Here is a 23,487-nt window from a genome sequence, read left to right on the forward strand (position 1 = left end):
TCAACAGGGGAGGGCCGAAAATCTCCTGCAGCTGCTTCGCTGAGAAGAGTAGCCGGCCAGGCCAGCGGGTGCTGGCGTTTCACCAGCTTTACGGACCATATGACGGCAGCCTACCGAGAATACACCTTCAAATACTGGATGGACACTCATCGCAGCGAGGAAATCTTCTTCGTCCTGCAGGTCCAGAAGGTTATGCCAAAAACCTTCGTTGCATTTGGCTCCTGCCGGTACGTGGAGGAAGGGGAGAGGCTTCCCCGATCTCACATCATCGCTGATTGCAAGTCGGAAGCTGATGCGCTCGCCTTACGCGATCGGTTCTTCGCCATACGAGTCGATACGGGCAAGACTATCGAAAAGGAGATGTATCGGCGCGTTGATAAGTTCGCAGCGCGCGCAGAGGGGAAGACGCGAAGACGCTGAAGAAAAACCTATCGCTGCCTCCCACATATATTCGGGAGGCAGGCATGACCTCACCGGCCGTACACAAAGACCCCATCCTCTCGGGCCGCCTTAATGATCGCCTCTCGCACTTCTTCGGCAGTTATTCTGCCCTCATGGGCTGCAAGAACCGCTCTCTTGGCGTCTTCATAGGCTTCGCCGGTATTCTCTGCCGGCCATTCGTTGAGCAGGAAATCGGCAGCGCGCTCGGCGCTGTTGATCGCGACCGCTCTGCCGGCCTGTCTCGTTTCCAGCATCAGAGTTTTATCCCACCATTGTGTGGTCATGGCATTATTCCTCCGCAATCAAAACTGGCGATCAGATGCTTGGTTCCAAGGAGGGCGGCGTGATGCTCATCTTCGAAAGATCCTGTATTCGCATTCGGGTACCCCTCGCACATGCAGGGTTCGCTTATCGCCTACGTGTTTCCAGAATCTCTTTTTGTCCGCTACGCGACTATCTGCGAGGCCTTGGCGCCGACGTCAGGCTTTCAAGACTGATCGAGAGGCGGCTTTCATGCGCAACAGTTGATTGGCAGCCGCGTCAAGTTCCGTTCGCAGGGATCCGACATGGCGTCGACATTGTTCATGATCTAGAAGGCGGCAGTCGGTTCCGCAAGAACGACGAGCGCGGAAATTCATCATCCGCCCGCCATGCTCGGTCCGCCGCAAAGCGCCCAGGGCTCCCCGTAGCTAGTTTCCGTCCACAAACAGGCGTATTTAAGCGCGTTTACAAGGGTTTGTCCTTTGCGGTGAGAGTGGTTTTGGGGCGACGGACAGGATCATGAACGCTTGTGATTGGGCAGTATACAGTTGGCGGCGCTGAGGCGTACGCCACGAGGCCGGCATTGTAGCGACGGCGCAATTCTAAAAGCTGGTCGGAGTTCAGGTCGGTTTGAGGCGGATGAAGAGGACGAGGTTGTAAGCCACGACGGAGGACCAGACGTAGGTCTTGAAGTGGTCAAGGCCCCGCCAGGTGCAGCGTGCCAGGCCGTAGGCACGCTTGAGGCATGATATTCCGGCTTCGATACCGGCGCGGAAGTTGCGCAACTTGCGATAGACCCAATTGCTTCTGACCATGTCCTCGACCTTGAGGCCAGCTTTCTTGTGGAATGCCATGTCGCGAACGCCCCAGGTCTTGGCTGTGGCCAGGTTGCCGCGACTGGCAAAGCCGCCGTCGGCCGCCGCCTGCCGCGGCGCGTTTCCATAGACGGCGATGTGGCGCTCCAGCATCGGCAGCAGCCGCTCGCTGTCGGGCGGATTACCTGCCTCGATCACCAGATCGAGGATCATGCCGCTTCTGCCGGTGGTCAGGTTGAGCTTGTGGCCGTATTCGGTCTCGCGGCTACCTTTGACGATGATATCGGCATGGGGTTCGAACAGGCTTACCAGCTTCTCGCCCGCCGGCAGCTTCTCGCCCGCCAGTACTCGCCGCTCGCTCTGTTTGATGATGCGTTCGATCAGCGGTCGATAGCGGCAAACCTGGGCCTGCCAGAGTTGGACGAGCGGATTGCTCGCCGCTGCCAGTCGCTCGGTTGCCTGCTTCAGGTATGCCAAGGTCGCGCAGGCGATCGCGATCAGCTCACGGTAGAGCCGGACCCGATTGGGCTGACCGCGTGTGAACTGGATCTCGCGGGCACGCTTCTTGGCCGCGCGGCAATGATCGCGCCATGCCAGGCCGGCGCCGACCAAGGTATCTGCCTTCTTCAGCAGGCGCACCATGACCCGCACGGCATCCCACAGCAGGCTGCTGTCGCTCGGTTCGTGCATGAGTGCCGAGGTCACTGTACTGTCCAGCCGCACGACCGTGCCGTCTTCCAGCTTCGCCTGCCGAGCGCTCGACAGCAGCGCCCGATTGATCACTTCCCAGGTCTCGGGTCGGATCGCGCTGATCGTCTTTTGCAGCACTGACTTTTGCGGGCTCCATGACCACGGCAGGCGCGCAAAGGCCCGAAACGACGCGGAGTCCTCGAGATGGAACGCCAGTTCCTGGTAGCTCAGCTGCCGGTATTGCTTGAGCAATGCGCAACGCAGCACTGCCTCGGCCGGCAGCCCTTGCCGTCCGGTGGCCTTGACGCCGTGCCGACCCAGATCCCGCCCCACCAAGCCAAACAGATCGTGGTGCTCGTCCAGCCACTGCGACATCGACTTCAGTTCGTGGCCGATCTCGTGCGTGGCGAAAAGATCGAATATACTGGCTTGGACGGTGCGTTCCTGGCGCATTGTCGGCTCCGGCGGTTGCAGATTGTGCTTCGGAATCAGTGGCATGAGCCCAAAGTATACCTGAAACCGCCGGGCCTTGCTTGCGCAAAATTCAGATTCACTTAATAATATCAATAAGTTGATGTTCGTGGACGGAAACTAGCTAGTTTCCGTCCACAAACAGGCGTATTTAAGCGCGTTTACAAGGGTTTGTCCTTTGCGGTGAGAGTGGTTTTGGGGCGACGGACAGGATCATGAACGCTTGTGATTGGGCAGTATACAGTTGGCGGCGCTGAGGCGTACGCCACGAGGCCGGCATTGTAGCGACGGCGCAATTCTAAAAGCTGGTCGGAGTTCAGGTCGGTTTGAGGCGGATGAAGAGGACGAGGTTGTAAGCCACGACGGAGGACCAGACGTAGGTCTTGAAGTGGTCAAGGCCCCGCCAGGTGCAGCGTGCCAGGCCGTAGGCACGCTTGAGGCATGATATTCCGGCTTCGATACCGGCGCGGAAGTTGCGCAACTTGCGATAGACCCAATTGCTTCTGACCATGTCCTCGACCTTGAGGCCAGCTTTCTTGTGGAATGCCATGTCGCGAACGCCCCAGGTCTTGGCTGTGGCCAGGTTGCCGCGACTGGCAAAGCCGCCGTCGGCCGCCGCCTGCCGCGGCGCGTTTCCATAGACGGCGATGTGGCGCTCCAGCATCGGCAGCAGCCGCTCGCTGTCGGGCGGATTACCTGCCTCGATCACCAGATCGAGGATCATGCCGCTTCTGCCGGTGGTCAGGTTGAGCTTGTGGCCGTATTCGGTCTCGCGGCTACCTTTGACGATGATATCGGCATGGGGTTCGAACAGGCTTACCAGCTTCTCGCCCGCCGGCAGCTTCTCGCCCGCCAGTACTCGCCGCTCGCTCTGTTTGATGATGCGTTCGATCAGCGGTCGATAGCGGCAAACCTGGGCCTGCCAGAGTTGGACGAGCGGATTGCTCGCCGCTGCCAGTCGCTCGGTTGCCTGCTTCAGGTATGCCAAGGTCGCGCAGGCGATCGCGATCAGCTCACGGTAGAGCCGGACCCGATTGGGCTGACCGCGTGTGAACTGGATCTCGCGGGCACGCTTCTTGGCCGCGCGGCAATGATCGCGCCATGCCAGGCCGGCGCCGACCAAGGTATCTGCCTTCTTCAGCAGGCGCACCATGACCCGCACGGCATCCCACAGCAGGCTGCTGTCGCTCGGTTCGTGCATGAGTGCCGAGGTCACTGTACTGTCCAGCCGCACGACCGTGCCGTCTTCCAGCTTCGCCTGCCGAGCGCTCGACAGCAGCGCCCGATTGATCACTTCCCAGGTCTCGGGTCGGATCGCGCTGATCGTCTTTTGCAGCACTGACTTTTGCGGGCTCCATGACCACGGCAGGCGCGCAAAGGCCCGAAACGACGCGGAGTCCTCGAGATGGAACGCCAGTTCCTGGTAGCTCAGCTGCCGGTATTGCTTGAGCAATGCGCAACGCAGCACTGCCTCGGCCGGCAGCCCTTGCCGTCCGGTGGCCTTGACGCCGTGCCGACCCAGATCCCGCCCCACCAAGCCAAACAGATCGTGGTGCTCGTCCAGCCACTGCGACATCGACTTCAGTTCGTGGCCGATCTCGTGCGTGGCGAAAAGATCGAATATACTGGCTTGGACGGTGCGTTCCTGGCGCATTGTCGGCTCCGGCGGTTGCAGATTGTGCTTCGGAATCAGTGGCATGAGCCCAAAGTATACCTGAAACCGCCGGGCCTTGCTTGCGCAAAATTCAGATTCACTTAATAATATCAATAACTTGATGTTCGTGGACGGAAACTAGCTAGAGTCGCCAGGCAGAACTTAATAGCCCATTCGAATACCATTCGGCGTGATGGGGCCTGCGAACCGAATCCTGGAAGCGGCGGTTAGGTCGTCGTCTACAAGGACGGCCGGGAAATCGCTGCATTGTCCGCAGGCTTCGGTGAGACCGCGAACAATGTCATCGAGCTTACCGGCATGCTGCACGCTACCCAATGGATCATCGATTATTTCAAGAAGGACGAGCCGGCAACGATCTGGCGTGACGCCATGTACGTCGTGAACGGATGCAATGAATGGCGTAACTCCTGGGAGAGATGATTTTGGAGCGCCTGATCGAGGCGATGGAGACGGATATCGCGTAGCCCGTAAGGGTCGGGCCGAAGGCATTCGGAAGCAGCATGCCGCAATACCTCCATTCCGCCGCGGAAAACTTCGCCCGTCGGCGCGAGGACATCATCAAGACCGGTGGCGCCAGAACCCGCGAGGATGAAGCCGCCCAACGCAGGCAAACCGACAAGTCTTTAAGGTTTGTTGTCATAGACCGCAGAGTGGCAGGTCACCGCCGATCTACAATACGGTCGATTATACAAGGAAATTTGTCGAGGAGTGCCTCCTCAAAGGGCGTATATCATTGATGACATTACCATGTTCTAATTCAACAGTCGGCCGTGCCCACGACCGTAATTGAAACGAGCACTTGATGGAAACTCTGCCCCTATCCCTATTCGGATAGGGGCTTTTTGTGGGTGTGCTTGGGCATTGCTGTACGAAATACCGTTGTCATGCAGTCCGATGGTACAACGCGGCCTGTTACTCCCAGGTCTGTCGATTGTACCAATCGTCGATGTCGCGCCGCGCCCGATCTTTTTCCAAGCCGTAGCGTTGTTCTTGGATCTTGCCTTCGAGCTGATCTCGGCGTCCGTCGATTAGATCCAAGGTCGTCATCCGTGAGCTGTCCCCACTGCTCTTTCACCTTGCCCTTGATCTGCTTCCAATTTCCTTCAACTCTATTCCCATCCATGATGTTCTCATCGTAAGGGTTGTCCCTGCAGCGGTAATGTAGATCGGCTATCTTTGTTCGCCAAATAGTTGGAGGGGCCGCCGCGCGAAGCTGGGCAAAGCGAGCGCGCGGAAGCTGGGGTTAGGCCTCCGCTTTTTTTCAAGCATGCAGAAGTGGAATCAAGCCCTGAACGATAGATTCTGCCAATGCTTCCTATCGCTTCGCTATCTGGAAATTTCATAATCAAGGGCTTCTTGCCCCAATCGTCCGACTACGGATCAATGGCAAAGTATTTTACCAAGAAGGGGTTCGCTAAAAGTGGCCATGCACCAGCAAGTCTGGCGAGGTGGCGTTCGTCATGAATGCCTTGCTTATAAAGAGTGACAACGATTGGTGCCAGTCGCTGGGCTTCATTTACATCTTTCATTAGGTTCAATCTTGAGAAAATCTGCTCGAAAGCAAGCTGACAAATCTCTAGGTCACGCAGACCAAAGATTGCCTCATGGTTTCGAATATATTGGGAAAACGTCGAACCATCCTCATCATGCCGCTCCGCCGGGCTGGATACCGGTGACCCCATCTCGGGAGAATCCGAAACCATCCGCTGCTCTCCGATCGTGCATGAGTATACAACGCACGTTTACACTCCAGGCAACATTCTCGCAACCTGAGGCATCATTTCTTTGAGCATCTTCTCGGCGCCGCCACTTTACTGCTGAGCGGGCGTTTTCGCGGGCGGCGTTGTGGTGGTCGGCTGTGTCGTTGTCGTCTGGGCTGGGGCGTTGGGATTTGTCGTGCTGGTGTGGGGCCAGAAAGCCCAGGCGAGAGCTGCGACTACAATAATCCCGAGAATGACAACCCATGGCATCCAAGGTTGGCGACGTACCGGTGTCGTTCTGAGATCTGGGGCACGCTTGTTGATGTCGTTGCTCATCTGAGTACTCCTCTGGGACGTAACCTTTAGCTGCAGCAAAGGTTCCTGACCACGAGGCGTTGCGGTGAAGTTGCGCTAATATTGCGCGCAGTTCATTGGGTTGGTTGATGTCCGTGATCGGATTCATCTCGCAAGTATTTGGCATCGTATAAGAATGGAAGAAGCCGAGCCGTTCCGGGCACAATCTTGGACTCGTCGGCGTCGACCTCGAGGCGAGCTGTCCATCTAATCATGTGGTTGTTGTCGGTCGGGTCCAACGTCGGAAACTTGAGGCGACGGCTTTGATCAGTTGTGACCACATCAATGGTATAGCTATCGTCTTCAAGGTATCGATCTGAGATGATCTCCACATGGAACCGGCCACCTTCCGTCCTGGCATCGCCCTCGTAGCCACATCGCTGGATGCAACCTGGCAAATCACCCCTGACTGTGAATGAGATCAATGTGCCGTCCACCAGGTTGGTTATCCCGTTAAAAGACGGTGGATTTCCTTTGCTCATGGTTATCGCGAGCGTCAGATCGTTGTCGCTGGCCGCAAAGGCAGAAGGGACCATGATGAGCGACAGTGCGGCAACGACGACGGCGTGATGCATAGCAATCCCCCAATTACCGCAATGATTATCGGGAATGATCTAAGAGTCGAGTCAACTATGCGTGCGAGCGTGGCGCCCTGTGAACGGCTCAAATTCATCGTCGCCGTGCAGATATTCCAGCTCATGGTCAATGTGGTCGATCGCCCAACAGAGCGCCTCGATCTCGCTTCTCAGGTGCTCGGCCAAGTCCCCGGTGATACTGGCGATATCGGCCGCCGGCAGGGACGCCCTGCTGTTGATAATCTTGATCTCGTCAGCTTCAAGACCGGCAAGGTGGTGCTTCGCCCGCTCGATCTGGAACAACAGCTTGCCGCGGTGATCCAGTAGGTATTCTCTCGTCTCGTCGATCATTTGGGCGTCTCCGAGGGATGTGGCTGTAGCCTTATATGCTTCGAGACCGTGTTCGGTAATCCAAAAATATTCGATATTGTCGATACAATCTCTGGGGACGAAACCGCGGGCCTCCAGACGGCTAACGATATCGTCGCCGCACCCATAAAAGCCCACGCAAGGCGGGCCCGGAAAGGTGGAATGATGGAGGTGATTTAGGAGATGCCGGCCGTGTGACGCGCTGACATCATCTTTGATGCGACAAGGCTAAAATGCCTGATAGGATTTGAGCTTAATCGTGGAGGGGACCATGAAATCAGCGGCAAACGACAAAGAAAATCTGCCGCCCGTCGAGCAGGAGTGGGCCAGCGCCATGCTAGTCATTGCATGGCCGTTTGGGGTTTTTGCCATTGCGCTTTGCTGTAAGTTCTTCGTGTAGCGATTAAGCCCCCGCCTGACCTAACGCTCGGGCCTGGCCAAGACGGTTGTCGGGATGTTGATTTTGGGGATTCTAGCCGTCGTCCCAACAATGATGGTGCAGTCTCTCGTGCCCATAAATCACGCTCTTCGTCACTCGCTCTCAGTTTGAGCAAGCGATCGGTGCCGCTGCGAAGCGCTCCCTGGCTCACGCTTGCGGCTATGCCGGATTGACAAGAGCAGCCGCAACTTCACCAATCGGCAGGTCAATCAGGGTGATGCCGCATTCCGTGCAGAAGCGGCGTTCGTTCTTGGTCATGGTTTTGGCATCAATCACAGCGAAGTGTGGGCCGTTGGAGCGCTTCATGATCTGGCGGGCAAAGATGCGCAACATCTGATCGTCGAAGCGGCAGCCCAGAAAGAAAAAGCCGCGGTTGGTGCGCCGTGCTTTGACGGCTTCGGGGATCGGCGTCTGGATATCGATCTCTGTCAGAACTTCGACATAGTCCGCATCTGACACGAGAAAATTAGCAGCGGGCCGAACGCTTCCATGAGGCGTATACAACACCGTTTTTGCTGCCGGACCGGGCCTGAGTTCCTTTCCGGACAAATCGTAGGTTCTCGTCCATATATCGCGGTTCTCATTTGCCCGCGTAACGCCTTGTATCTCGACCACGTCTGTTCGGCCATTCGCCACGAGAGCCGCGCGCATCGTCCCGTCGTACCAGCTGTCGATGATGAGCGAGAGTGGCAGCGTTGCAAGCCAGGCATGGAGGCCGGTCAGCGGCGCGGATGAGGCGAATATCTCCGCCATCCAGGCTTGAAGCGTCCGACGATGCCTGCGCTGCTCGATAAACTGTGCGACCGACCACATGTTGCTGCGTATCTTGGAAGGTGCTGTCGCCCGTGTGTTAAGAGCTGCTGCAACGCCTTCTGGACCATCAGGTACAGGCGGTGCCGCCGAACTTTGCCGGAGAAGCCCGGGACCGAGATATGGGATTATTGCGTCTGCGGCGAGCGCTTCCTTCAGCAAATAAAGTTGCTTTTCGGCGTAATCGCCCCGGCAGACCAAAAGATGATCGGATTTAGGAAGCACGGGCATGCCGCTGTCGCTTTTTGTCGTTCGTTAGCAGCGTTTAGTCCTCCTCAGATATCTTCTTTGCCTCGACCGTAATGGGCAGGCGCGTGTCCTTTGGCAGATCGGGCAGGGCTAGCCTCCATCCATTCCTAAGCAGCACGCAGCCGCCCCATAGATTTTCATTTTCCATAGCAATGATCGGCTCTTCGAGATCCTTCTTGGAAACATATGCCGATAAGCCGGTTCCGGTTCTGCGGATCATCACTTTCACGGGGCTATTCCTTCCCTGGCGCTGGTAGTCGTTTCGGCAATGCTTGCTGCGGCTTTGTCGAGGCTCGTCAGTTCACGCGCGCGCATGCCGACGATGGTGCCGCGATCCACCCATTCGACCGCATAGATATAGAACTGCTGGAGAAAGGTGCCGATGTCGCGCACATAACCCTCATCGCCCTTTCGCACCAGGTTTTCGCCAACGTCTTTGCCGGGATAGGTGCCGTCATTCTTTATGTGGCGCGTGGCACGAACCCGCTCGCCTGGTAGAAATTGCGGTGAACAGCCGATTTCCACTTCTTGTTCGCGTCCTATGCCCACGGTGGTGCCTCACTTTCTTGAGACTGCTCGGCTTAACCGCGGAGGTCAAACCTTTGGACGAGATATTGCCTTCGGCGGCCAGCGAACAGGCGATCAGGCTGGAACGCAGGTCTTCGGTACCGGACATACCGATGCGCATTGCTGCGTCTCGAAAGCTCCCTCGCATTCTGTGCACTTCTTCGGATCGATCACGTAGTTCTCGCCCTTCAGTTCTATCGCACCTGATGGACATTCGAACTCGCAGGCTCCGCACTGGGTGCATTGGGATGCGATGATCTTGAAGGCCATTTTCAACTCCTGAGGAGGTTAAACTAAAAAAAATTCACGCCGTCCCTGTCAGCAGGTCGACTCCAAACTCGGTGGCATAAACCATGCTGATGGCGGTTTCGATGTACTCATAGGTATAAGAGTCCACTGCTCGAATGCCCGCGTCCGCCAACCGCTTTTTAGGGCAATCTCCGATCTTTGCGCAGAGCACGATGTCGATCCCCTCGAGCGCAACTATCACACCGTCGAGTGTAGCGTCGTCACCCCAACCGCCGCGGCAATATTGCTCGACCTTGCGATGCCCCACGAAGGCGATTCCTCTCGGAGAGGCTTCATAAATCTGGAACTCTTTCGCATGGCCGAAATGTTCGTTTATGCGGCCGCCGCCCTTGGTCGCCACCGCGACGTGAAGCGACCCGTCGGGGCCGGCTGCTTTGACCATTTCGATCGCCTCGCTCTTGGCTGCTGCGTGATTGCCTCTCTCCCGCGCCACTACTTCCCGGTATGCCTCGCGATTGCGCTCGTCGTACGAGACTGCATCGGGAATGTGGTCGAGCGTGAATTCTTTGCCACGATCCTCGCCGAGCAGACCGACGGCATCGGCCCGGCATTGCCGACAATGACGCATCAGCTTGGCGCCTTTTTCGAGACGACCTTGAAGCGCCTTCAATTCGATTGCCCGCGGAGCGCGCTGTCCGGTCAGGCCATAGTAAGTGCCGTGCGCTGGGTCCGAAATCAGGGGCATCACATTATGCAAGAACGCGCCGCGCTCTTTCACCCATCTGTTCACCTCGATCAGGTGCTCGTCATTGACCCCGGGTATCATGACCGAATTGACCTTGACGAGGATGCCCCGCGCCGCCAGCATTTCCAAACCCAACATCTGTCGCTTGTGCAGGATTTCGGCGGCTTCGATGCCGGTGTAGCGCCGGTGATTGTAAAAGACCCAGGGATATATCTTTGCGCCGATTTGCGGGTCGACCATGTTGATTGTGATGGTCACGTGATCGACATTCATGCGTGCAAGCTCATCGACATGATCTGGCAATGCTAGCCCGTTGGTGGAGATACACAGCTTGACGTCGGGAATTTCCGCGGCAACTTTTTCGAAGGTCGCCTTGGTTCTCCTCCAGTCGTAACAGGCATCGCCCGGACCGGCGATTCCGACGACCGAAAGCTGCGGCACTTCGTTGGCGACCGAAATAACTTTGCGCAGCGCCTGCTCTGGCGTCAGCTTTTCCGAGACGACACCGGGCCGGCTTTCGTTTGCGCAGTCATATTTCCGATTGCAGTAGTTGCACTGGATATTGCAAGCCGGTGCGACGGCGACGTGCATGCGCGCGAAATAGTGGTGTGCTTCTTCCGAGTAGCAGGGATGATCCTTTATCTTCTCCCATGTCGCTGGATCCATGTCATCCGGTTTTGCGGTTGAGCCGCAGGATGAGGATTTGCAGCTGTCGGACTTCGCATTGGTCAGCCTATTGTCGGACGTTTTGGCGCTGGCCGAGCGATCAAGCGAAATCATCGATGCGGTCATCTAGCAATTCCGTTGCTGGTGAAGATTGCAGTTCAAACTGCAAGACCTATGCCAGGGCCCGGGATTGTCTTATGTCCGGCGTTTTAGTGTTTCGCGTTGGATTGCATACACTTGCTCCCGCACGATTTCGTTCGTTCATGACAATCGGCACATGGATCTCGTCGCGAATGCGACGCGCCTCTGTCACGTAGAGTGCCGAGAGCGCATTTCCGACCTGACGAACGACATAGGCTTAGAACTTTTTCATCTCGATATTGTGCCGGCGCAGAGCATAGCCGACCTGACGGGGCGTGAGGCCGAGCATACGAGCCGCTTTGGCCTGAACCCATCCGACTTTCTCCATTGCCTCGATCAGCCGGTCCCGCTCTGTGAGGCGCGGTGATAGGGCTGGGCAAGCCGGACCATTGGGGTCGCAGGCCTTGAAGGGCGCTACCTCGGGATGCGAGACGCTGCCTGGTTGGGTAGAGAGCGGCGATACTGCCGGCGTTGTTCCACCCCGAGTGAGCTCATCGATAGGCTTACCCTCGCGGCCGCCGCCGTCGCCTTTCCAAAGACGAGCCGAAAGACATTGGTTGTTCTGGCACGCAAAATCCGAGGGAACGATCGTCTTCGAGCGCGCCAACGTCGCCGTCCTACGCACGCAATTTTCCAGCTCGCGGACGTTCCCAGGAAAATAGCATTGCGAAATCAGGTCTAGCGCCTGCGCCGTGAAGGCGTGCTCGCGATTGTTCTCCCGGTTGAAACGGTCGAGAAAGACTTTTGAAAGGCGCGAAATGTCTCCGGGCCGCTCTCTGAGTGGTGGCAAGACGATCGGCACGACATTGATGCGATAGTAAAGGTCGGCTCTGAACTCGCCATTTGCAACAGCCGCCTCGAGGTCCTTGTTGGTTGCGCATACGAGTCTGATGTCGACTTTGAGGGTCTTGGTTCCGCCAACCCGCTCCAGCTCGCCTTCCTGCAGCACGCGCAAAAGCTTGGCTTGAAAGGCAGGCGAAATTTCGCCAATTTCATCAAGGAGCAGCGTTCCGCCATTTGCCAATTCGAAACGCCCCGCGCGCTGCGATACAGCACCGGTGAAAGCGCCCTTTTCATGTCCGAAGAGTTCCGATTCCAGGACACCTTCAGGCAGTGCGGCGCAGTTCAATTTGACAAAAGACTTCTTGCGGCGAGGGGAAAGCTCATGAATGGCCTGTGCGAAAAATTCCTTGCCAGTGCCGCTTTCACCCCGCAGAAGCACTGTGGTATTCGTCATAGCCACCGCAGAGACGATTTCCAACACCCGCCTGACTGCAGGGCTTTCTCCGACGATCCAGTCGACTTTGGCTCTTGAGTTTTGGCTCGGATCATTCCGTCCCCCTTCGGCGGATTTCCGGTGCAGCTGGATGATTTGCGGACCGGACGTGCTCAGGGCTCGGTGGAACGCGATCGTCTGGCCGATAAGATCGGCGACCATGGTAAGGAAGCGAATATCCTCGTTGTGACGCAGTTCAGTGGCGCTGTCCCTGAAGCGGTCGATCCATAACGTCCCGACCAGTTTGTGCGCAGCCCTCAAAGGAACCCCGATAAATGTGATGGGGATCGTGTCGCTGCTCAAAGACGGCTGAGGGTCAGCCCGAAAAAGTTCGGATTTACTGGTCTCCCTTATCACCAGCGGCTGTCCGGTCGTCACGATCTGATCCATTGCAGCCGGTGGGATGGTGTGGCGTGCGCCGGATTGACGAGAATCGGCGACGCCGGCCGACGCGGTAATTTCCGGCTCCCCTTCGCTCGCCCATATAACGATTGCCCCATGACGCATTCGCAAAAACGTGGGGAGGATATTGGCGACCTTGACAAGCGTGATCTCCAGCGGGGCAGCGGCCGTTAGGAGCTTCGATATTTCGTAGATCCCGCTGCAGGAGATTCCGACTTCAGGCGTTTTGCTGGATACCCCGGGCAAAGGTCCAACTTCATCGACGCAATCGCGTAGAATGCGGGTCATTTTCAACACCCCTAGCTGTGTAGAATGCCCCCATTCCAACCACTGTTTGTGCTTATTTGTATAAGCGGAAACTCTAATGGTAGTTTCTGAAATTGCAAGCTGGTTCCTGTCAAAATTGATGCAGCGCCTGGCTGTGACGACATAATGTGTTTTTCAAAAGTTTAACAATAAATTGTTCACCCGAACTTGAAGAGAACACCAAAGCCGCCTCGTGGATAGTTCCACGTGATGTCCCCACTTGCCTCACACAGCACCCTGCATGTGCCGCACTCCATGCAGCCGTCGGCGGCAATCTCCACTTGGCCTTTGTCATTCAGTTCATAGCATTTTGCCGGGCAGATGCGTGTTAGCGCCAAAAGGTTTGCACTCGGATGCTCGTGCGGCCGCACCTTAATGTGCGGGCGTCCCTGATCAACCAGATAGCGATTCTGGAAAAGCTTGTCCTCAACACGCAACTTCGTCACTGCAACGGTCATCCTATTTCTCCTTCAACGCCAAGCCAATGCCAGACGCACCGCGTCGCTGACCAGCCCCCAGCGCGAACGCGCCTTTATGAAAGCGGCCGTTGTCGCCCTTTCATTTTCGATCTTCGGCGTACCATCGACACGCATGAAATTTTTCGAAGCTTCAGACATCAACTTCGGGTATGTCATGAAGAAATTGCGGGAATTGGTATGAAGTAGGGCCGGCATGTCTTTGTATTTCCTAAGATCTTTAATGACAAAGGAATCGTCCAGCATCGTCTTGTATAGTGCGAGGTTTCTTTTGGTCATTCGACCTCCGCGGCTCTTGACCTCGAAAATAGCCTCCCCGGCGATGCGACCTGACGTCATGGCGAGATTGGAACCTTCGCGGTGAACGGCATTGTTGAGCTGTGCTGCGTCGCCGACAACGACCCAGCCATCGCCGAAGAGCGCGGGAATTGCCTTGTACCCACCTTCGGGAATGAGATGAGCTGCATATTCCTTGACTTCCGAATCCGCGATCAGATGTTTGATCGACGGATGGTTCTTGAACGCTTCGAGCAACTCGTAAGGGCTTTCGCACGTTGCGGCGAAGTCGGAGACGAGGCAACCGATGCCAAGAGAGATCGACTCCTTATTGGTATAAAGGAAGGCGAGCCCGGCCATGCCGCGGGAGATGGTGCCGGCCGCCTCGATCACACAACCCTCGTTGCCATGAAGACCGAAGCGCTGATCGATCACGTCTTCTGGCAGAAAATGTATTTCCTTGACAGCGAGAGCCACGCTCTCCGAAGTCGGCGTCTGACGCAAACCGGCCCGGGCGCCGAGCAACCCATTGGCGCCTTCCGCAAGAACGACCGTGTCCGCAAGTATGACATCGCCAGTACGGTCAGTGCGCACGCCGATCACCTTGCCCCCTTCCTGGGCAAGTTCTGTCGCCGTCGTCTCGCAAAGGACTGTCGCTCCCGCCTCACGCACCTTACGCGAAAACCAACGGTCGAACTGAGCGCGAATGATTGTATAGCGCTCTGGCGTCGACTCGTTGAAATCATCCGATCGGTATTGGATCCCAACGTGGGATGTGTCATCCATCATCCAGAAGCGCTGCTCGACGAGATGCCGCTCAAGAGGCGCATCATCTCGAAAATTCGGGATGATTTTCTCCAGCATGTTCGCGTACATGATTGCGCCCTGGACGTTCTTTGAGCCCGGATACTCGCCACGCTCCAATTGCAGGACTTTCAAGCCACGGCTCGCCATGGTGTAAGCAGCCGCATTCCCGGCCATGCCCGCGCCAATCACGATGGCGTCAAACTTTTCCCCGCTCATAACCCGTGCCCCCTAATTCGCAAGCTTATCGCGACTGTGCGGCGACAGCCGTTGGGTGAAAACATCAGTGAGGGCCGGCAAGAAGCGGATCGCATCCGTCACGACGCCAACGTGGGCGAAGTCGAAAATCGGCGCGTTCGGATCGGTGTTGATCGCCACAATGAGATCAGCGCCCTCGACGCCAACCCGGTGCTGAATGGCGCCGGAAATCCCGGCCGCTATATAGAGCTTCGGCCGGATAGTCTTACCCGTTTGCCCGATCTGCCGATCAGCCGGCATCCAGCCTTTCTGGACCAGCGGCCGTGAACAGCCGTATTCGGCTCCAATTACCCGCGCGAGATTCTTCGCCAGCTTCAGGTTCTCCGATGTTCCAAGACCGAGGCCGCCGCCCACCACCACATCGGCATAGGCGAGATTGGAATTTGTCGATTGCACGTCGGAAATGAACCCGAGGACTTTGGTGACGATCTCCTCCTCGACCATCAGGACCCCATGCTGAATGACGCAGCCGATAGGCTTGTTCGTGCGCTGCGGCATCGCCATGACCCTTGGCCGCACTGTCGCCATCTGCGGTCTGCAGTTGAGCGTGTAGATTGTGCATAGTAGAGAGCCGCCGAAAGTCGGCCGCGTTGCGGCAAGCGAACCGTCCGCATCCACATCGAGTTCGGTGCAGTCCGCGGTGAGCCCCGTCAACAAGGTCGTCGCCACGGAACCGGCAAGGTCGCGACCAAGCGTCGTCGCACCGAGAAGCAGGATCTCGGGTTGGTAAGTGGCGACGAGATTTGTCAGAGCTTTGGTGAAGGGCTCGTTCCTATAGTCTTCGAGCAGGGGGTTCTCCACCAGATACGCAACGTCGGCGCCATAGGCAAACGCCTCTGCGATGGCCAGCTGCGTGGCGTCCCCCGGAGGTCCGAGCACGACACCTGCGAGTTTGACGCCAAGCTTGTCCGCCAGCTTGCGGCCTTCTCCCAGCAGTTCGAAGGAGACGGGATGGACATTTCCGCGCTCCACTTCGATGAAGACCCAAACATGGCGGTAGTCTTTGAAATGATCGGGCAGTTCTTTCTTCATTCCCGCGCGGCCGACGGCTGGGCGCGGTATTTCTTGATTTGCGGTCAACGTCATGGCTCCTTGCCGTTATGCGCTGGCGTCGAAGGCGAGTTCGTGTTCGAGCGCCGGCTGACGGGCGAAGATTTCGACAATCAACTCATCAGCAAGATCGCCGAGCGCCTTATCGGTGGTGGTGATTTGCTCTGCCTTTTCCGTCCTTACTGTCGGGGCAAAGACGCGTTTGACGACCGTCGGCGAACCACGCAGTCCACACTTGCTGAGGTCCTCGATGCCGGCGTCGCCCGCGCTCCATTTTACGATCTGACTGCGTGCGGCACGTAGCGCGTCATCAAGCGAGCCGCGGCGGATTTCGTTGGTGCCTTCCAGCATAGTGATGAGGCAGGGAAGCCTGCCATGCAGCATCTGGGTACCGCCTTCCGAACGGCGGTCGACCTTAATTTCGCGTGCATCAAGATCGAGGGAGCAAATCTTCGAAACGTAAGTGAGTTGCAGGAGGTCGAGGCGCTTAGCAATGCCCGGCCCGACTTGGGCAGTGTCGCCGTCGATGGTCTGCTTGCCCGTGAAAACGATGTCGGGGGCGCCGAAGGTCTCGCCGATTTTTGCAATCGCCTGCGACAAAGCAAAGGAAGTCGCCAGGGTATCGGATCCCGCAAAATAGCGGTCGGTCAACAATACCGCCCGATCCGCACCGTAAGTGAGCGCCTTGCGCAACGAATCCTCTGCCATGGGCGGCCCCATCGTGAGCACGGTGACCTCGCCGCCATGCACGTCACGCAACCGCAGTGCTTCTTCAAGGGCGAATAGATCGTAAGGATTTATGATGGTCGGCACACCCTGGCGCATGATCGTGTTCGTTACAGGATGGACGCGAATCTGTGCGGAGTCCGGCACCTGCTTGATACAGACTACGACGTGCATGTGGTCTCCTAGCTGCTGTTAAATGGCGGGTTTGGCGCTTCGTGTCCTCTAAAGCACTATCTGTGCCAAGGTTTTTGAATGTGGCATCCCTTTGAAATTTCAATGATTTATGCTGAGGTGCCGACACTGGACTCGCCATTGTCGGCTTCGCGACATCGTTCAAGCCGGAACCATGTCGCATTCACTCCCTGCCGAAACGCTTCAAGATAGAATCGAATGGCACGAACGTGTGACCCGGTTGGGCAGGCTTGGCCGGATTGTGATCGTTGAGCACCTTGAAGACCCGGTGCGCAAGTGGCGAGGACGTCGCAAAATCTTCGTAGGCGCGTTCAAGCATGGCGCGTGCTCTGGCAGCAATCACCTGTTCCGGGAGATCGGCGAAATCCTCTTCGGCGAGGTATTGTCCCATCCGCTTCATGATGTGAAGCCGCGAGACGTCAAGCACCTTCGGATCATAGGCGACGTCAAGCAGCGCGAAAAACTCCTCCGCGGCAGACAGATTTTTCAACCGCGCGAGGATTTCGGCCGTATCGCTGGTTCGACTGGCGTTGCAAAAACTGTTCATAACATTCTCCCCGTTTGGAACGATGCTCTGTGGTGCTCCGGTGCGATGACCCGCGGTCGCGAAAGCCCCGCAGGAAAAGTGCTCGCTCTTACGGCTACAAGTGGCTTTGCCAGTCCGAGCTCTTCTGCCTCGCAACAGCGACGAACATCGCCTGGTTCCGTCAAGCCAGATCGAGTCTTCAGAAAGTGAACCGCTTCATGAGGTGTTTCCGTCCGTCTCCGTAGGCTTCATAAAAGCCAAAGGTCTTCGCCGCTTTGCCGGCGTCGGCTTAAACGAAGAACCATCTCGTAAACTGCCGACGATTCCGGGTAAGACATCGAGCACGCGATCTATATCCTCCTCGCAATTATCACGCGACAGGGAGAAGCGAATGACCCCGTGGCTCGAGATATCGGGAATGTTCATCGCGGTCAGGACATGGCTCGGCTGCGGCGACTGAGAAGTGCAAGCCGAGCCGGAAGAACAGGCGATGCCATAGCGGTCGAGGAGAAGCAGTAAGCCATCACCGTCGACTTGGTCGAAGGCGATGTTGGAGGTGTTCGGCAACCGCTTTTGCTTATCGCCGGTGACGAACGCATCTGGGATGCGCTGCAGAAGCCCTCTTTCCAGGCGATCTCGCAGCGATCTTACTCGTCCGTTCTCTTCCTTCATGAAGCTCGACGCAAGTTCAGCGGCCTTGCCGAGCCCGACGATGCCAGCGGTATTTTCCGTGCCGGCGCGCCGGTCGCGCTCCTGATGTCCCCCCTTGATCATCGGATCGAAGCGCACGCCGCGCTTTACCCAAAGCGCACCAATCCCTTTGGGTCCGTGCAGCTTGTGGCCCGAGAGCGACAACATGTCGATCGCACTCGATTTCAGGTCCATCGGCAGCTTGCCGACCGCCTGCACTGCGTCTGTATGGAAAAAAGCGCCAACTTCCTTGGCCAACTTAGCGAGGTCAGCGACAGGAAAAATCGCGCCCGTTTCATTGTTTGCCCACATGATCGAGACGAGTGCAACATGTGGGGTGAGGGCAGCCCGGTATGTGCGCAGGTCGAGGCGACCATGCCGATCGACTGGAATCCTGTGCACCTTTATGCCACGCGTCCTCTCAAGGTGCGCGCAGAGCGTTAGCACGGCCGGATGCTCGACTGCGGACGTCACGATCTGTGTGCGATCGGGCATGATTTCGAGCGCTGACAGGATCGCTGCATTATCGCTTTCCGTGCCGCCGGAGGTAAAGACGATCTCATGCTCGAACTCTGCACCGATCAAAGCTTGCAATCGTTTGCGCGCGGTCATTATCGCGGCACTTGCCGAGGCACCAAAACTGTGACTGGACGAAGGATTGGCAAATTGATCAGTAAAGAACGGCAACATCGCTTGTACGACTTCAGGATCAACTCGCGTCGTTGCATTGTTGTCGAGATAGACAGATCTCATGGAAGCGATCCTCAGTTGGCGGAGTGACCTCGGGTAGGCTCCGTCGTTCACTGCTCGGGCAAGAACAATCGCCGCAGCGTTCGATTGGTCGAATTGGCTGCAGGAACGTTATCTGGCAATTTCAGGCTCCGGTGAACTTTGTTCAGGCGAGCTCCAAGCATCCTCGATCCGCGGCGACATGCCGCCGAAAAACCCCGTCGGTTACAAAGATATTTCTTGGACCTCGAGTACGCTGCCTTCCTTTGTGCCTGCCGACAAACTCGTCTCTGACCTAACGAGGCCTTCAATGAACAGCGCCGCAGGGACCGTAACAGTCGCTTCTTCGACAGCTGTGAAGCATGTGACCGGATCGCGCGACTTTGCGCCACACATGAGGCAAACGGCGACGGCGAGGTGGATGGCGGCCGGTCGACAACATACGTTAAGTCGCAATTGATGTTTCGAATGGCTTCATAGGCGCTCTTGCCCACAATAAATTCGATGAACTCGGACGAGCAGGCGATCGCGAAACGGGTTCGGAGCGACTGCAGTGTTGCGGCACTGATCGCTTCCGTCGGCCGATCGAATCCCATCATTAATTCAACCGCATCCCCAGATGCGACCTTGTTTTCAGATTTGGCTGTTTGCAGAATGCGGGCGCCCTTGTGATCGCAAAATGATGTCTTGAGCTTGCCGCGATACTTCCGCATGACTTTTCACACCAACCCCGGATGGTCAGGCAAAGGACTTGCCACAAGCGCACATCTCTGCCGCGTTGGGGTTGTCGAAGACAAATCCTGAGGACTCCAGCCGTGTAACGAAGTCCACCGTCATGCCGTTGACGTGTGGTTGAGAGCCTACGTCCACGAACAGTGTAATCCCGCCTGTTTCGATGATCGCATCGCCCTCGCGTGGGCCGCTCTCCGGTCCCATCAGGTATTTGAGCCCGGCGCAGCCGCCGGTCTCGACCGCGATGCGCAGGCCTTCGGCCGGCTCGTCCGCTCGGCTGAGCGCAATCTTCATGGCGGCAACGGCGTTCTCTGTGAGCGTGATCATAAATATGGTTCTCATTGGTCGTCGGGAAATTTGCAAATGACCTTGCATGTGCCGTGCCAAAGAGAAAAGCATTGAGCAGGCGTCGGATCTTCCGCTGGCAATATGCATGCGCATGCCCGACAATGCCCGACATCACTGAACGTCCAACATCAAAAAGGAGCAGTCACCCGTGATTTGGGGACGCCCGCCAAAGACATCACTGCGCCATTTTCACGCCGTTGCCGTCATCGTAGCTGGGAAAAGGTTTGTAGCAGGCGCACCGGGAAAGGCCCTGGGTACCAACAACGATTGTCTGGTTTGTCGATTAGCCGACATTTTGCGTTGGCCAATCTGTATTTGCACGCTCATCACGTTGTTGAGAAACTCCCGGAGAGTTGTGCCGACGCTGTTTATCGCCAGGCTGGCATAATTTTTGAAGCTTTCTCGTCATGGCCGCTATAGCTGCAGGCGACCTTGATCAATGAAACGAAGGAGCAAAAGCGCCGTGTCAGATCAGCATCAATTCCAGATCTTAAAGGGAAAGAGCATCAGTCCCAGGATACTAATGTCTGATCGGTGGCGACATTCACAGTCATCCAATGCCAGGCTATGGCTGCGAATGGGCTTGGAGATAGACTTTGACGACTATGTACTTACCTGTGTCTTTTCGCGAGCGCTTCAGGAGATTGAAGCTGGCCAGGCGTCGGCGACCGAGGCGACCGGGCTTTCTCGCGCCGAGCTGCGGGACATCCTGACACGAAGTTTTCATGCCAAGCTCATCGACGCCTTTTTTCCGGAAGAGGCGAGCGATCCAGAGCTCGGCACGGAGGAAGAGCTCCTGCGTGACTTGCTACTTTCGCATGCCCGTCCAAACGATCCATTCAGCGCCCGGTTTGCTAAAATCATTGCCCGCCGTGCCCTGCGCGACGACCATCTATGGCAGGACCTTGGTCTATTTGACCGAGCCGAGCTTGGTCGGTTGTTTGCCATGCATTTTCCGACGCTAGCGGCAGGCAATACCAACAATATGAGGTGGAAGAAGTACCTTTACCGCAAGCTCTGCGAGGCTGAAGGTTTCTCGCTCTGCGCCGCTCCCAGCTGTCAGGAATGCAGTGATTTTAACGCGTGCTTCGGCCCCGAAACGGATGAAGCCCGTCGTTAAGTCGCTTTCGCGAGCAGTGCAAGATCGTCAGCGCTTGGTCGGCGCCTATACAAATCCCGCACGGATCTCTCGACGACGTTGAACGGAAGAGGGGATATTCATTGCTTCCCGGTATTTTGCGACGGTGCGGCGCGCAATATCGATCCCGCTTTCCCGAAGTTGGGCGACCATATTGTCGTCGGAGAGCACACTGTCCTCCGTTTCCGCGGCGATCATTGCCCTGATGCGATGGCGGATCGCTTCGGCCGAGTGTGCCTCGCCGCCTTCCGAGGATGCAATCGCGACCGTGAAAAAATACTTCAGTTCGAACACGCCGCGAGGGGTGAGCATGTATTTGTTCGAAGTCACACGGCTCACCGTCGACTCATGCATCTCGATCGCGTCGGCGACAGTCTTAAGATTGAGAGGCCGAAGATAGGCAGTGCCGCGTTCCAGAAAGACATCCTGCTGGCGGACGATTTCAGTTGCTACCTTAAGGATCGTCTTGGCCCGCTGATCGAGGCTGCGAACCAACCAGTTCGCGTTCTGGAAGCATTCGTTGAGGAATGCCTGATCACCGGTATCATGCGCGGTCAGACGAGAGACTTCGGCAAAATAGGTTTGGTTGATGAGCACCTTGGGCAACATCTCGGGATTGAGTTCGATCTGCCACCCGCCTGCGGTCGAGGGCAGAACTCGAACGTCCGGTATGATGGCCTCCGGCCGTCCCGATTGGAACCGGTTTCCGGGCCTCGGATCGAGTGTCCGGATCTCATGCAACATGTCGAGAAGGTCGTCGTCGTCGACACCGCAGCGCCGCTTCAATGCGCGAAAGTCACGTTGTGCAACCAACTCAAGATTTGCGACCAGCGCTTCCATAGCAGGGTCGAACCGATCTTGCTGCCGTAACTGTATCTCGAGGCATTCCCTAAGAGTTCGTGCAAAGATTCCAGGTGGATCGAAATCCTGCAAGGTCGCGAGGACTCGCTCGACGTCAGCCTCGTGGACACCCAGCCTTGCCGCCAGCTCTGATAGGTGCACCTGAAGATATCCAGTGCTTTCCAGATGATTGGCAAGCGCACCGGCAATCAGCCGATCTCGTGAGCTGAATGCTGTGAGGGCGATCTGCCGGGCGACATCGTCGTGCAATGTTTCAGTAGAAGCAGCAAACTCCTCGAAGCCCGGCGGGTGCTCTGACGACGCGTTGGCGGAACTTCGAATTGATTTCCATTCTCCAAGTGGCTCGGGAGCCTCGAGCCTTGTCGGCGCATCAACCTTGCCATCGTGTGTGGCACTATCGGGCCTGTTCTCCGAGGTCGAGACGACATCGTCAGAGGCGATGCCGTCACTTGAAGCCAGTTCTAGAAACGGGTTCTTCTCCAATTCCTGCTCGATGAACTGATGCAGTTCGCCATGCGCCAGTTGCAGCAAGCGAATAGATTGGATGAGCTGAGGCGTAATAACCAGCGATTGCTTTTGGCGCTGGAGAAGGTTTGCTAAATACTGCATCCTAAGAGAGAAACCCCTATCGATCTTGGTACTTCGTCGCGCGAATTTTTCATTTTATGAGGCTTCAGTCCTCCGGTGGTTATGCTGCGGCCGTGGCCTTCAGCGTTTCCAGGACGTTTTGCGGCGATGAAATGCCGTAGGGATCGGTTTGACAGTTGTCCGAGAAGCCTTCTTCCTCAAACCACTGCTCTACCACGCCGTTATCGACCAGCGCCGCGTAGCGCCAGGAGCGCATTCCGAAACCGAGATTGTGCTTGGCAACGAGCATGCCCATCTTGCGAGTAAATTCTCCCGACCCGTCAGGGATGAGCTTGACGTTGAGAAGCCCTACGGACTTGCCCCAGGCGTTCATGACGAATGCATCGTTTACGGAGAGACAGTAAATCTCATCGATGCCCTTCTTTTGAAACTCCCCATAAAGCCTTTCGAAATCCGGTAGCTGTTGGTTGGTGCAGGTGGGGGTGAAGGCGCCTGGCAGCGAAAACAAGATGACGCGCTTGCCGCGGAAATAGTCGTCGGATGTCTTGTCTTTCCACCGATAAGGGTTCGGCCCTGGTAGGGCCTCATCGCGAACACGCGTCCGGAATGTGACGAAGGGAACCTTCTTTTTGATGTTCATCTAACTGTTCCTCATACCGACAATTGACGCGATGTTTGGCGATTGCGGCTGCATATCCGATCTCGGTCGATATATATTGATCAAGCAAGCGCCATGCCATTTGCCTTAAATGCAGAAAATCATTGTACTGCCGGAAGGAGCCTGGGTTTGAGTAGGAGCGCCTCCGACAAGGGCGCTGACCCAACCTTCTCACCTCGAATGACCTCCGCCGCGGTGACATCGGTTGGGTCGCTTGTTATCGGCAAGCGTCCG

26 protein-coding genes and 1 pseudogene are annotated in these 23,487 nt (G+C 56.8%); 4 read left to right on the forward strand and 23 right to left on the reverse strand.

The features are described 5' to 3' along the window. Positions 1–99 precede the first annotated feature (99 nt). Positions 100–420, forward strand: coding sequence for a hypothetical protein (locus GGD46_RS31010; RefSeq protein WP_004125998.1), 321 nt, complete (start codon positions 100–102; stop codon positions 418–420). 50 nt (positions 421–470) lie between these two features. Here the strand turns inward: GGD46_RS31010 and GGD46_RS31015 are convergent, their stop codons facing one another. The 3 genes from GGD46_RS31015 to GGD46_RS31025 form a co-directional block, all read right to left on the reverse strand. Beyond that, a complete protein-coding gene (locus tag GGD46_RS31015; RefSeq protein WP_004126001.1) occupies positions 471–725 on the reverse strand; it encodes a DUF982 domain-containing protein in 255 nt (84 codons plus the stop codon). A 597-nt stretch (positions 726–1,322) separates the two neighbouring features. Then, complete coding sequence (locus GGD46_RS31020) at positions 1,323–2,660, reverse strand: ISNCY-like element ISRtr6 family transposase (protein WP_004126005.1); 1,338 nt, start codon at positions 2,658–2,660, stop codon at positions 1,323–1,325. A 334-nt stretch (positions 2,661–2,994) separates the two neighbouring features. Next, a complete protein-coding gene (locus tag GGD46_RS31025) occupies positions 2,995–4,332 on the reverse strand; it encodes an ISNCY-like element ISRtr6 family transposase (RefSeq protein WP_004126005.1) in 1,338 nt (445 codons plus the stop codon). 267 nt (positions 4,333–4,599) lie between these two features. Here GGD46_RS31025 and GGD46_RS31030 point away from each other — a divergent pair, with 267 nt between their 5' ends. Continuing rightward, entirely contained in the window at positions 4,600–4,773 is a 174-nt protein-coding gene (locus tag GGD46_RS31030) for a hypothetical protein (RefSeq protein ID WP_154660803.1), read from the forward strand. Between the two features lie 492 nt (positions 4,774–5,265). Here the strand turns inward: GGD46_RS31030 and GGD46_RS31035 are convergent. The 4 genes and pseudogenes from GGD46_RS31035 to GGD46_RS31050 form a co-directional block, all read right to left on the reverse strand. Continuing rightward, positions 5,266–5,476, reverse strand: a pseudogene (locus GGD46_RS31035) (CsbD family protein). Between the two features lie 250 nt (positions 5,477–5,726). Further along, positions 5,727–6,056: a hypothetical protein gene (locus GGD46_RS31040; protein WP_240535518.1), complete on the reverse strand. Its 330-nt coding sequence runs from the start codon at positions 6,054–6,056 to the stop codon at positions 5,727–5,729. 425 nt (positions 6,057–6,481) lie between these two features. Beyond that, positions 6,482–6,982, reverse strand: coding sequence for a hypothetical protein (locus GGD46_RS31045; RefSeq protein ID WP_240535519.1), 501 nt, complete (start codon positions 6,980–6,982; stop codon positions 6,482–6,484). A gap of 51 nt (positions 6,983–7,033) precedes the next feature. Next, positions 7,034–7,333 carry a hypothetical protein gene (locus GGD46_RS31050; protein ID WP_037136675.1) on the reverse strand — a complete coding sequence of 100 codons (300 nt, stop codon included), beginning with the start codon at positions 7,331–7,333 and terminating at the stop codon, positions 7,034–7,036. A 289-nt stretch (positions 7,334–7,622) separates the two neighbouring features. On the opposite strand from GGD46_RS31050, the gene GGD46_RS34350 reads away from it, so the two are divergent. Beyond that, on the forward strand, positions 7,623–7,751 hold the full coding sequence (locus tag GGD46_RS34350) for a hypothetical protein (RefSeq protein WP_276307846.1): 129 nt from the start codon (positions 7,623–7,625) through the stop codon (positions 7,749–7,751). A 198-nt stretch (positions 7,752–7,949) separates the two neighbouring features. On the opposite strand, the gene GGD46_RS31055 is transcribed toward GGD46_RS34350, so the two are convergent. From GGD46_RS31055 to GGD46_RS31120, 14 genes are all read right to left on the reverse strand, one after another. Then, positions 7,950–8,831 (reverse strand): SIR2 family NAD-dependent protein deacylase, encoded by an 882-nt coding sequence (locus GGD46_RS31055; protein ID WP_004126018.1) that lies wholly within the window; start codon positions 8,829–8,831, stop codon positions 7,950–7,952. A 34-nt stretch (positions 8,832–8,865) separates the two neighbouring features. Next, positions 8,866–9,078 (reverse strand): putative nitrogen fixation protein NifT, encoded by a 213-nt coding sequence (gene nifT / locus GGD46_RS31060; RefSeq protein WP_004126022.1) that lies wholly within the window; start codon positions 9,076–9,078, stop codon positions 8,866–8,868. Beyond that, positions 9,075–9,398, reverse strand: coding sequence for a nitrogen fixation protein NifZ (locus GGD46_RS31065; protein ID WP_004126025.1), 324 nt, complete (start codon positions 9,396–9,398; stop codon positions 9,075–9,077). The genes nifT and GGD46_RS31065 overlap by 4 nt, the downstream gene beginning before the upstream one ends. Before the next feature lie 93 nt (positions 9,399–9,491). Beyond that, entirely contained in the window at positions 9,492–9,686 is a 195-nt protein-coding gene (locus tag GGD46_RS31070) for a 4Fe-4S binding protein (protein ID WP_004126027.1), read from the reverse strand. Positions 9,687–9,720: 34 nt separating this feature from the next. Continuing rightward, complete coding sequence (gene nifB / locus GGD46_RS31075; protein ID WP_004126030.1) at positions 9,721–11,202, reverse strand: nitrogenase cofactor biosynthesis protein NifB; 1,482 nt, start codon at positions 11,200–11,202, stop codon at positions 9,721–9,723. Positions 11,203–11,434: 232 nt separating this feature from the next. Beyond that, a complete protein-coding gene (gene nifA, locus GGD46_RS31080) occupies positions 11,435–13,183 on the reverse strand; it encodes a nif-specific transcriptional activator NifA (RefSeq protein ID WP_004126033.1) in 1,749 nt (582 codons plus the stop codon). A gap of 176 nt (positions 13,184–13,359) precedes the next feature. After that, positions 13,360–13,659: a ferredoxin family protein gene (locus GGD46_RS31085; RefSeq protein ID WP_004126035.1), complete on the reverse strand. Its 300-nt coding sequence runs from the start codon at positions 13,657–13,659 to the stop codon at positions 13,360–13,362. A gap of 12 nt (positions 13,660–13,671) precedes the next feature. After that, positions 13,672–14,976, reverse strand: a complete 1,305-nt coding sequence (locus GGD46_RS31090; RefSeq protein ID WP_004126038.1) for an FAD-dependent oxidoreductase — start codon at positions 14,974–14,976, stop codon at positions 13,672–13,674. 12 nt (positions 14,977–14,988) lie between these two features. Next, complete coding sequence (locus tag GGD46_RS31095) at positions 14,989–16,101, reverse strand: electron transfer flavoprotein subunit alpha/FixB family protein (protein ID WP_004126048.1); 1,113 nt, start codon at positions 16,099–16,101, stop codon at positions 14,989–14,991. A 12-nt stretch (positions 16,102–16,113) separates the two neighbouring features. Beyond that, positions 16,114–16,965, reverse strand: a complete 852-nt coding sequence (locus GGD46_RS31100) for an electron transfer flavoprotein subunit beta/FixA family protein (protein ID WP_004126051.1) — start codon at positions 16,963–16,965, stop codon at positions 16,114–16,116. A gap of 181 nt (positions 16,966–17,146) precedes the next feature. Next, the gene (gene nifW / locus GGD46_RS31105) at positions 17,147–17,530 is read right to left on the reverse strand and encodes a nitrogenase stabilizing/protective protein NifW (protein ID WP_004126055.1); all 384 of its coding nucleotides are present in this window, start codon (positions 17,528–17,530) and stop codon (positions 17,147–17,149) included. Between the two features lie 195 nt (positions 17,531–17,725). Next, on the reverse strand, positions 17,726–18,952 hold the full coding sequence (gene nifS, locus GGD46_RS31110; RefSeq protein WP_004126059.1) for a cysteine desulfurase NifS: 1,227 nt from the start codon (positions 18,950–18,952) through the stop codon (positions 17,726–17,728). A 47-nt stretch (positions 18,953–18,999) separates the two neighbouring features. Then, complete coding sequence (locus GGD46_RS31115; protein ID WP_004126062.1) at positions 19,000–19,641, reverse strand: iron-sulfur cluster assembly scaffold protein; 642 nt, start codon at positions 19,639–19,641, stop codon at positions 19,000–19,002. Positions 19,642–19,666: 25 nt separating this feature from the next. Beyond that, entirely contained in the window at positions 19,667–19,987 is a 321-nt protein-coding gene (locus GGD46_RS31120; protein WP_004126065.1) for an iron-sulfur cluster assembly accessory protein, read from the reverse strand. A 484-nt stretch (positions 19,988–20,471) separates the two neighbouring features. On the opposite strand from GGD46_RS31120, the gene GGD46_RS31125 reads away from it, so the two are divergent. Next, positions 20,472–21,128, forward strand: a complete 657-nt coding sequence (locus GGD46_RS31125) for a nitrogen fixation protein NifQ (RefSeq protein ID WP_004126068.1) — start codon at positions 20,472–20,474, stop codon at positions 21,126–21,128. Positions 21,129–21,173: 45 nt separating this feature from the next. Here the strand turns inward: GGD46_RS31125 and rpoN are convergent, their stop codons facing one another. Continuing rightward, positions 21,174–22,616 (reverse strand): RNA polymerase factor sigma-54, encoded by a 1,443-nt coding sequence (gene rpoN, locus GGD46_RS31130; RefSeq protein ID WP_004126070.1) that lies wholly within the window; start codon positions 22,614–22,616, stop codon positions 21,174–21,176. Between the two features lie 79 nt (positions 22,617–22,695). Further along, positions 22,696–23,235, reverse strand: coding sequence for a peroxiredoxin (locus GGD46_RS31135; protein ID WP_004126073.1), 540 nt, complete (start codon positions 23,233–23,235; stop codon positions 22,696–22,698). Positions 23,236–23,487: the final 252 nt, after the last annotated feature.

The sequence above is a fragment of the Martinezella lusitana genome, assembly GCF_014207095.1.
GTDB classification, from domain to species: Bacteria; Pseudomonadota; Alphaproteobacteria; order Rhizobiales; family Rhizobiaceae; genus Rhizobium; species Rhizobium lusitanum_B.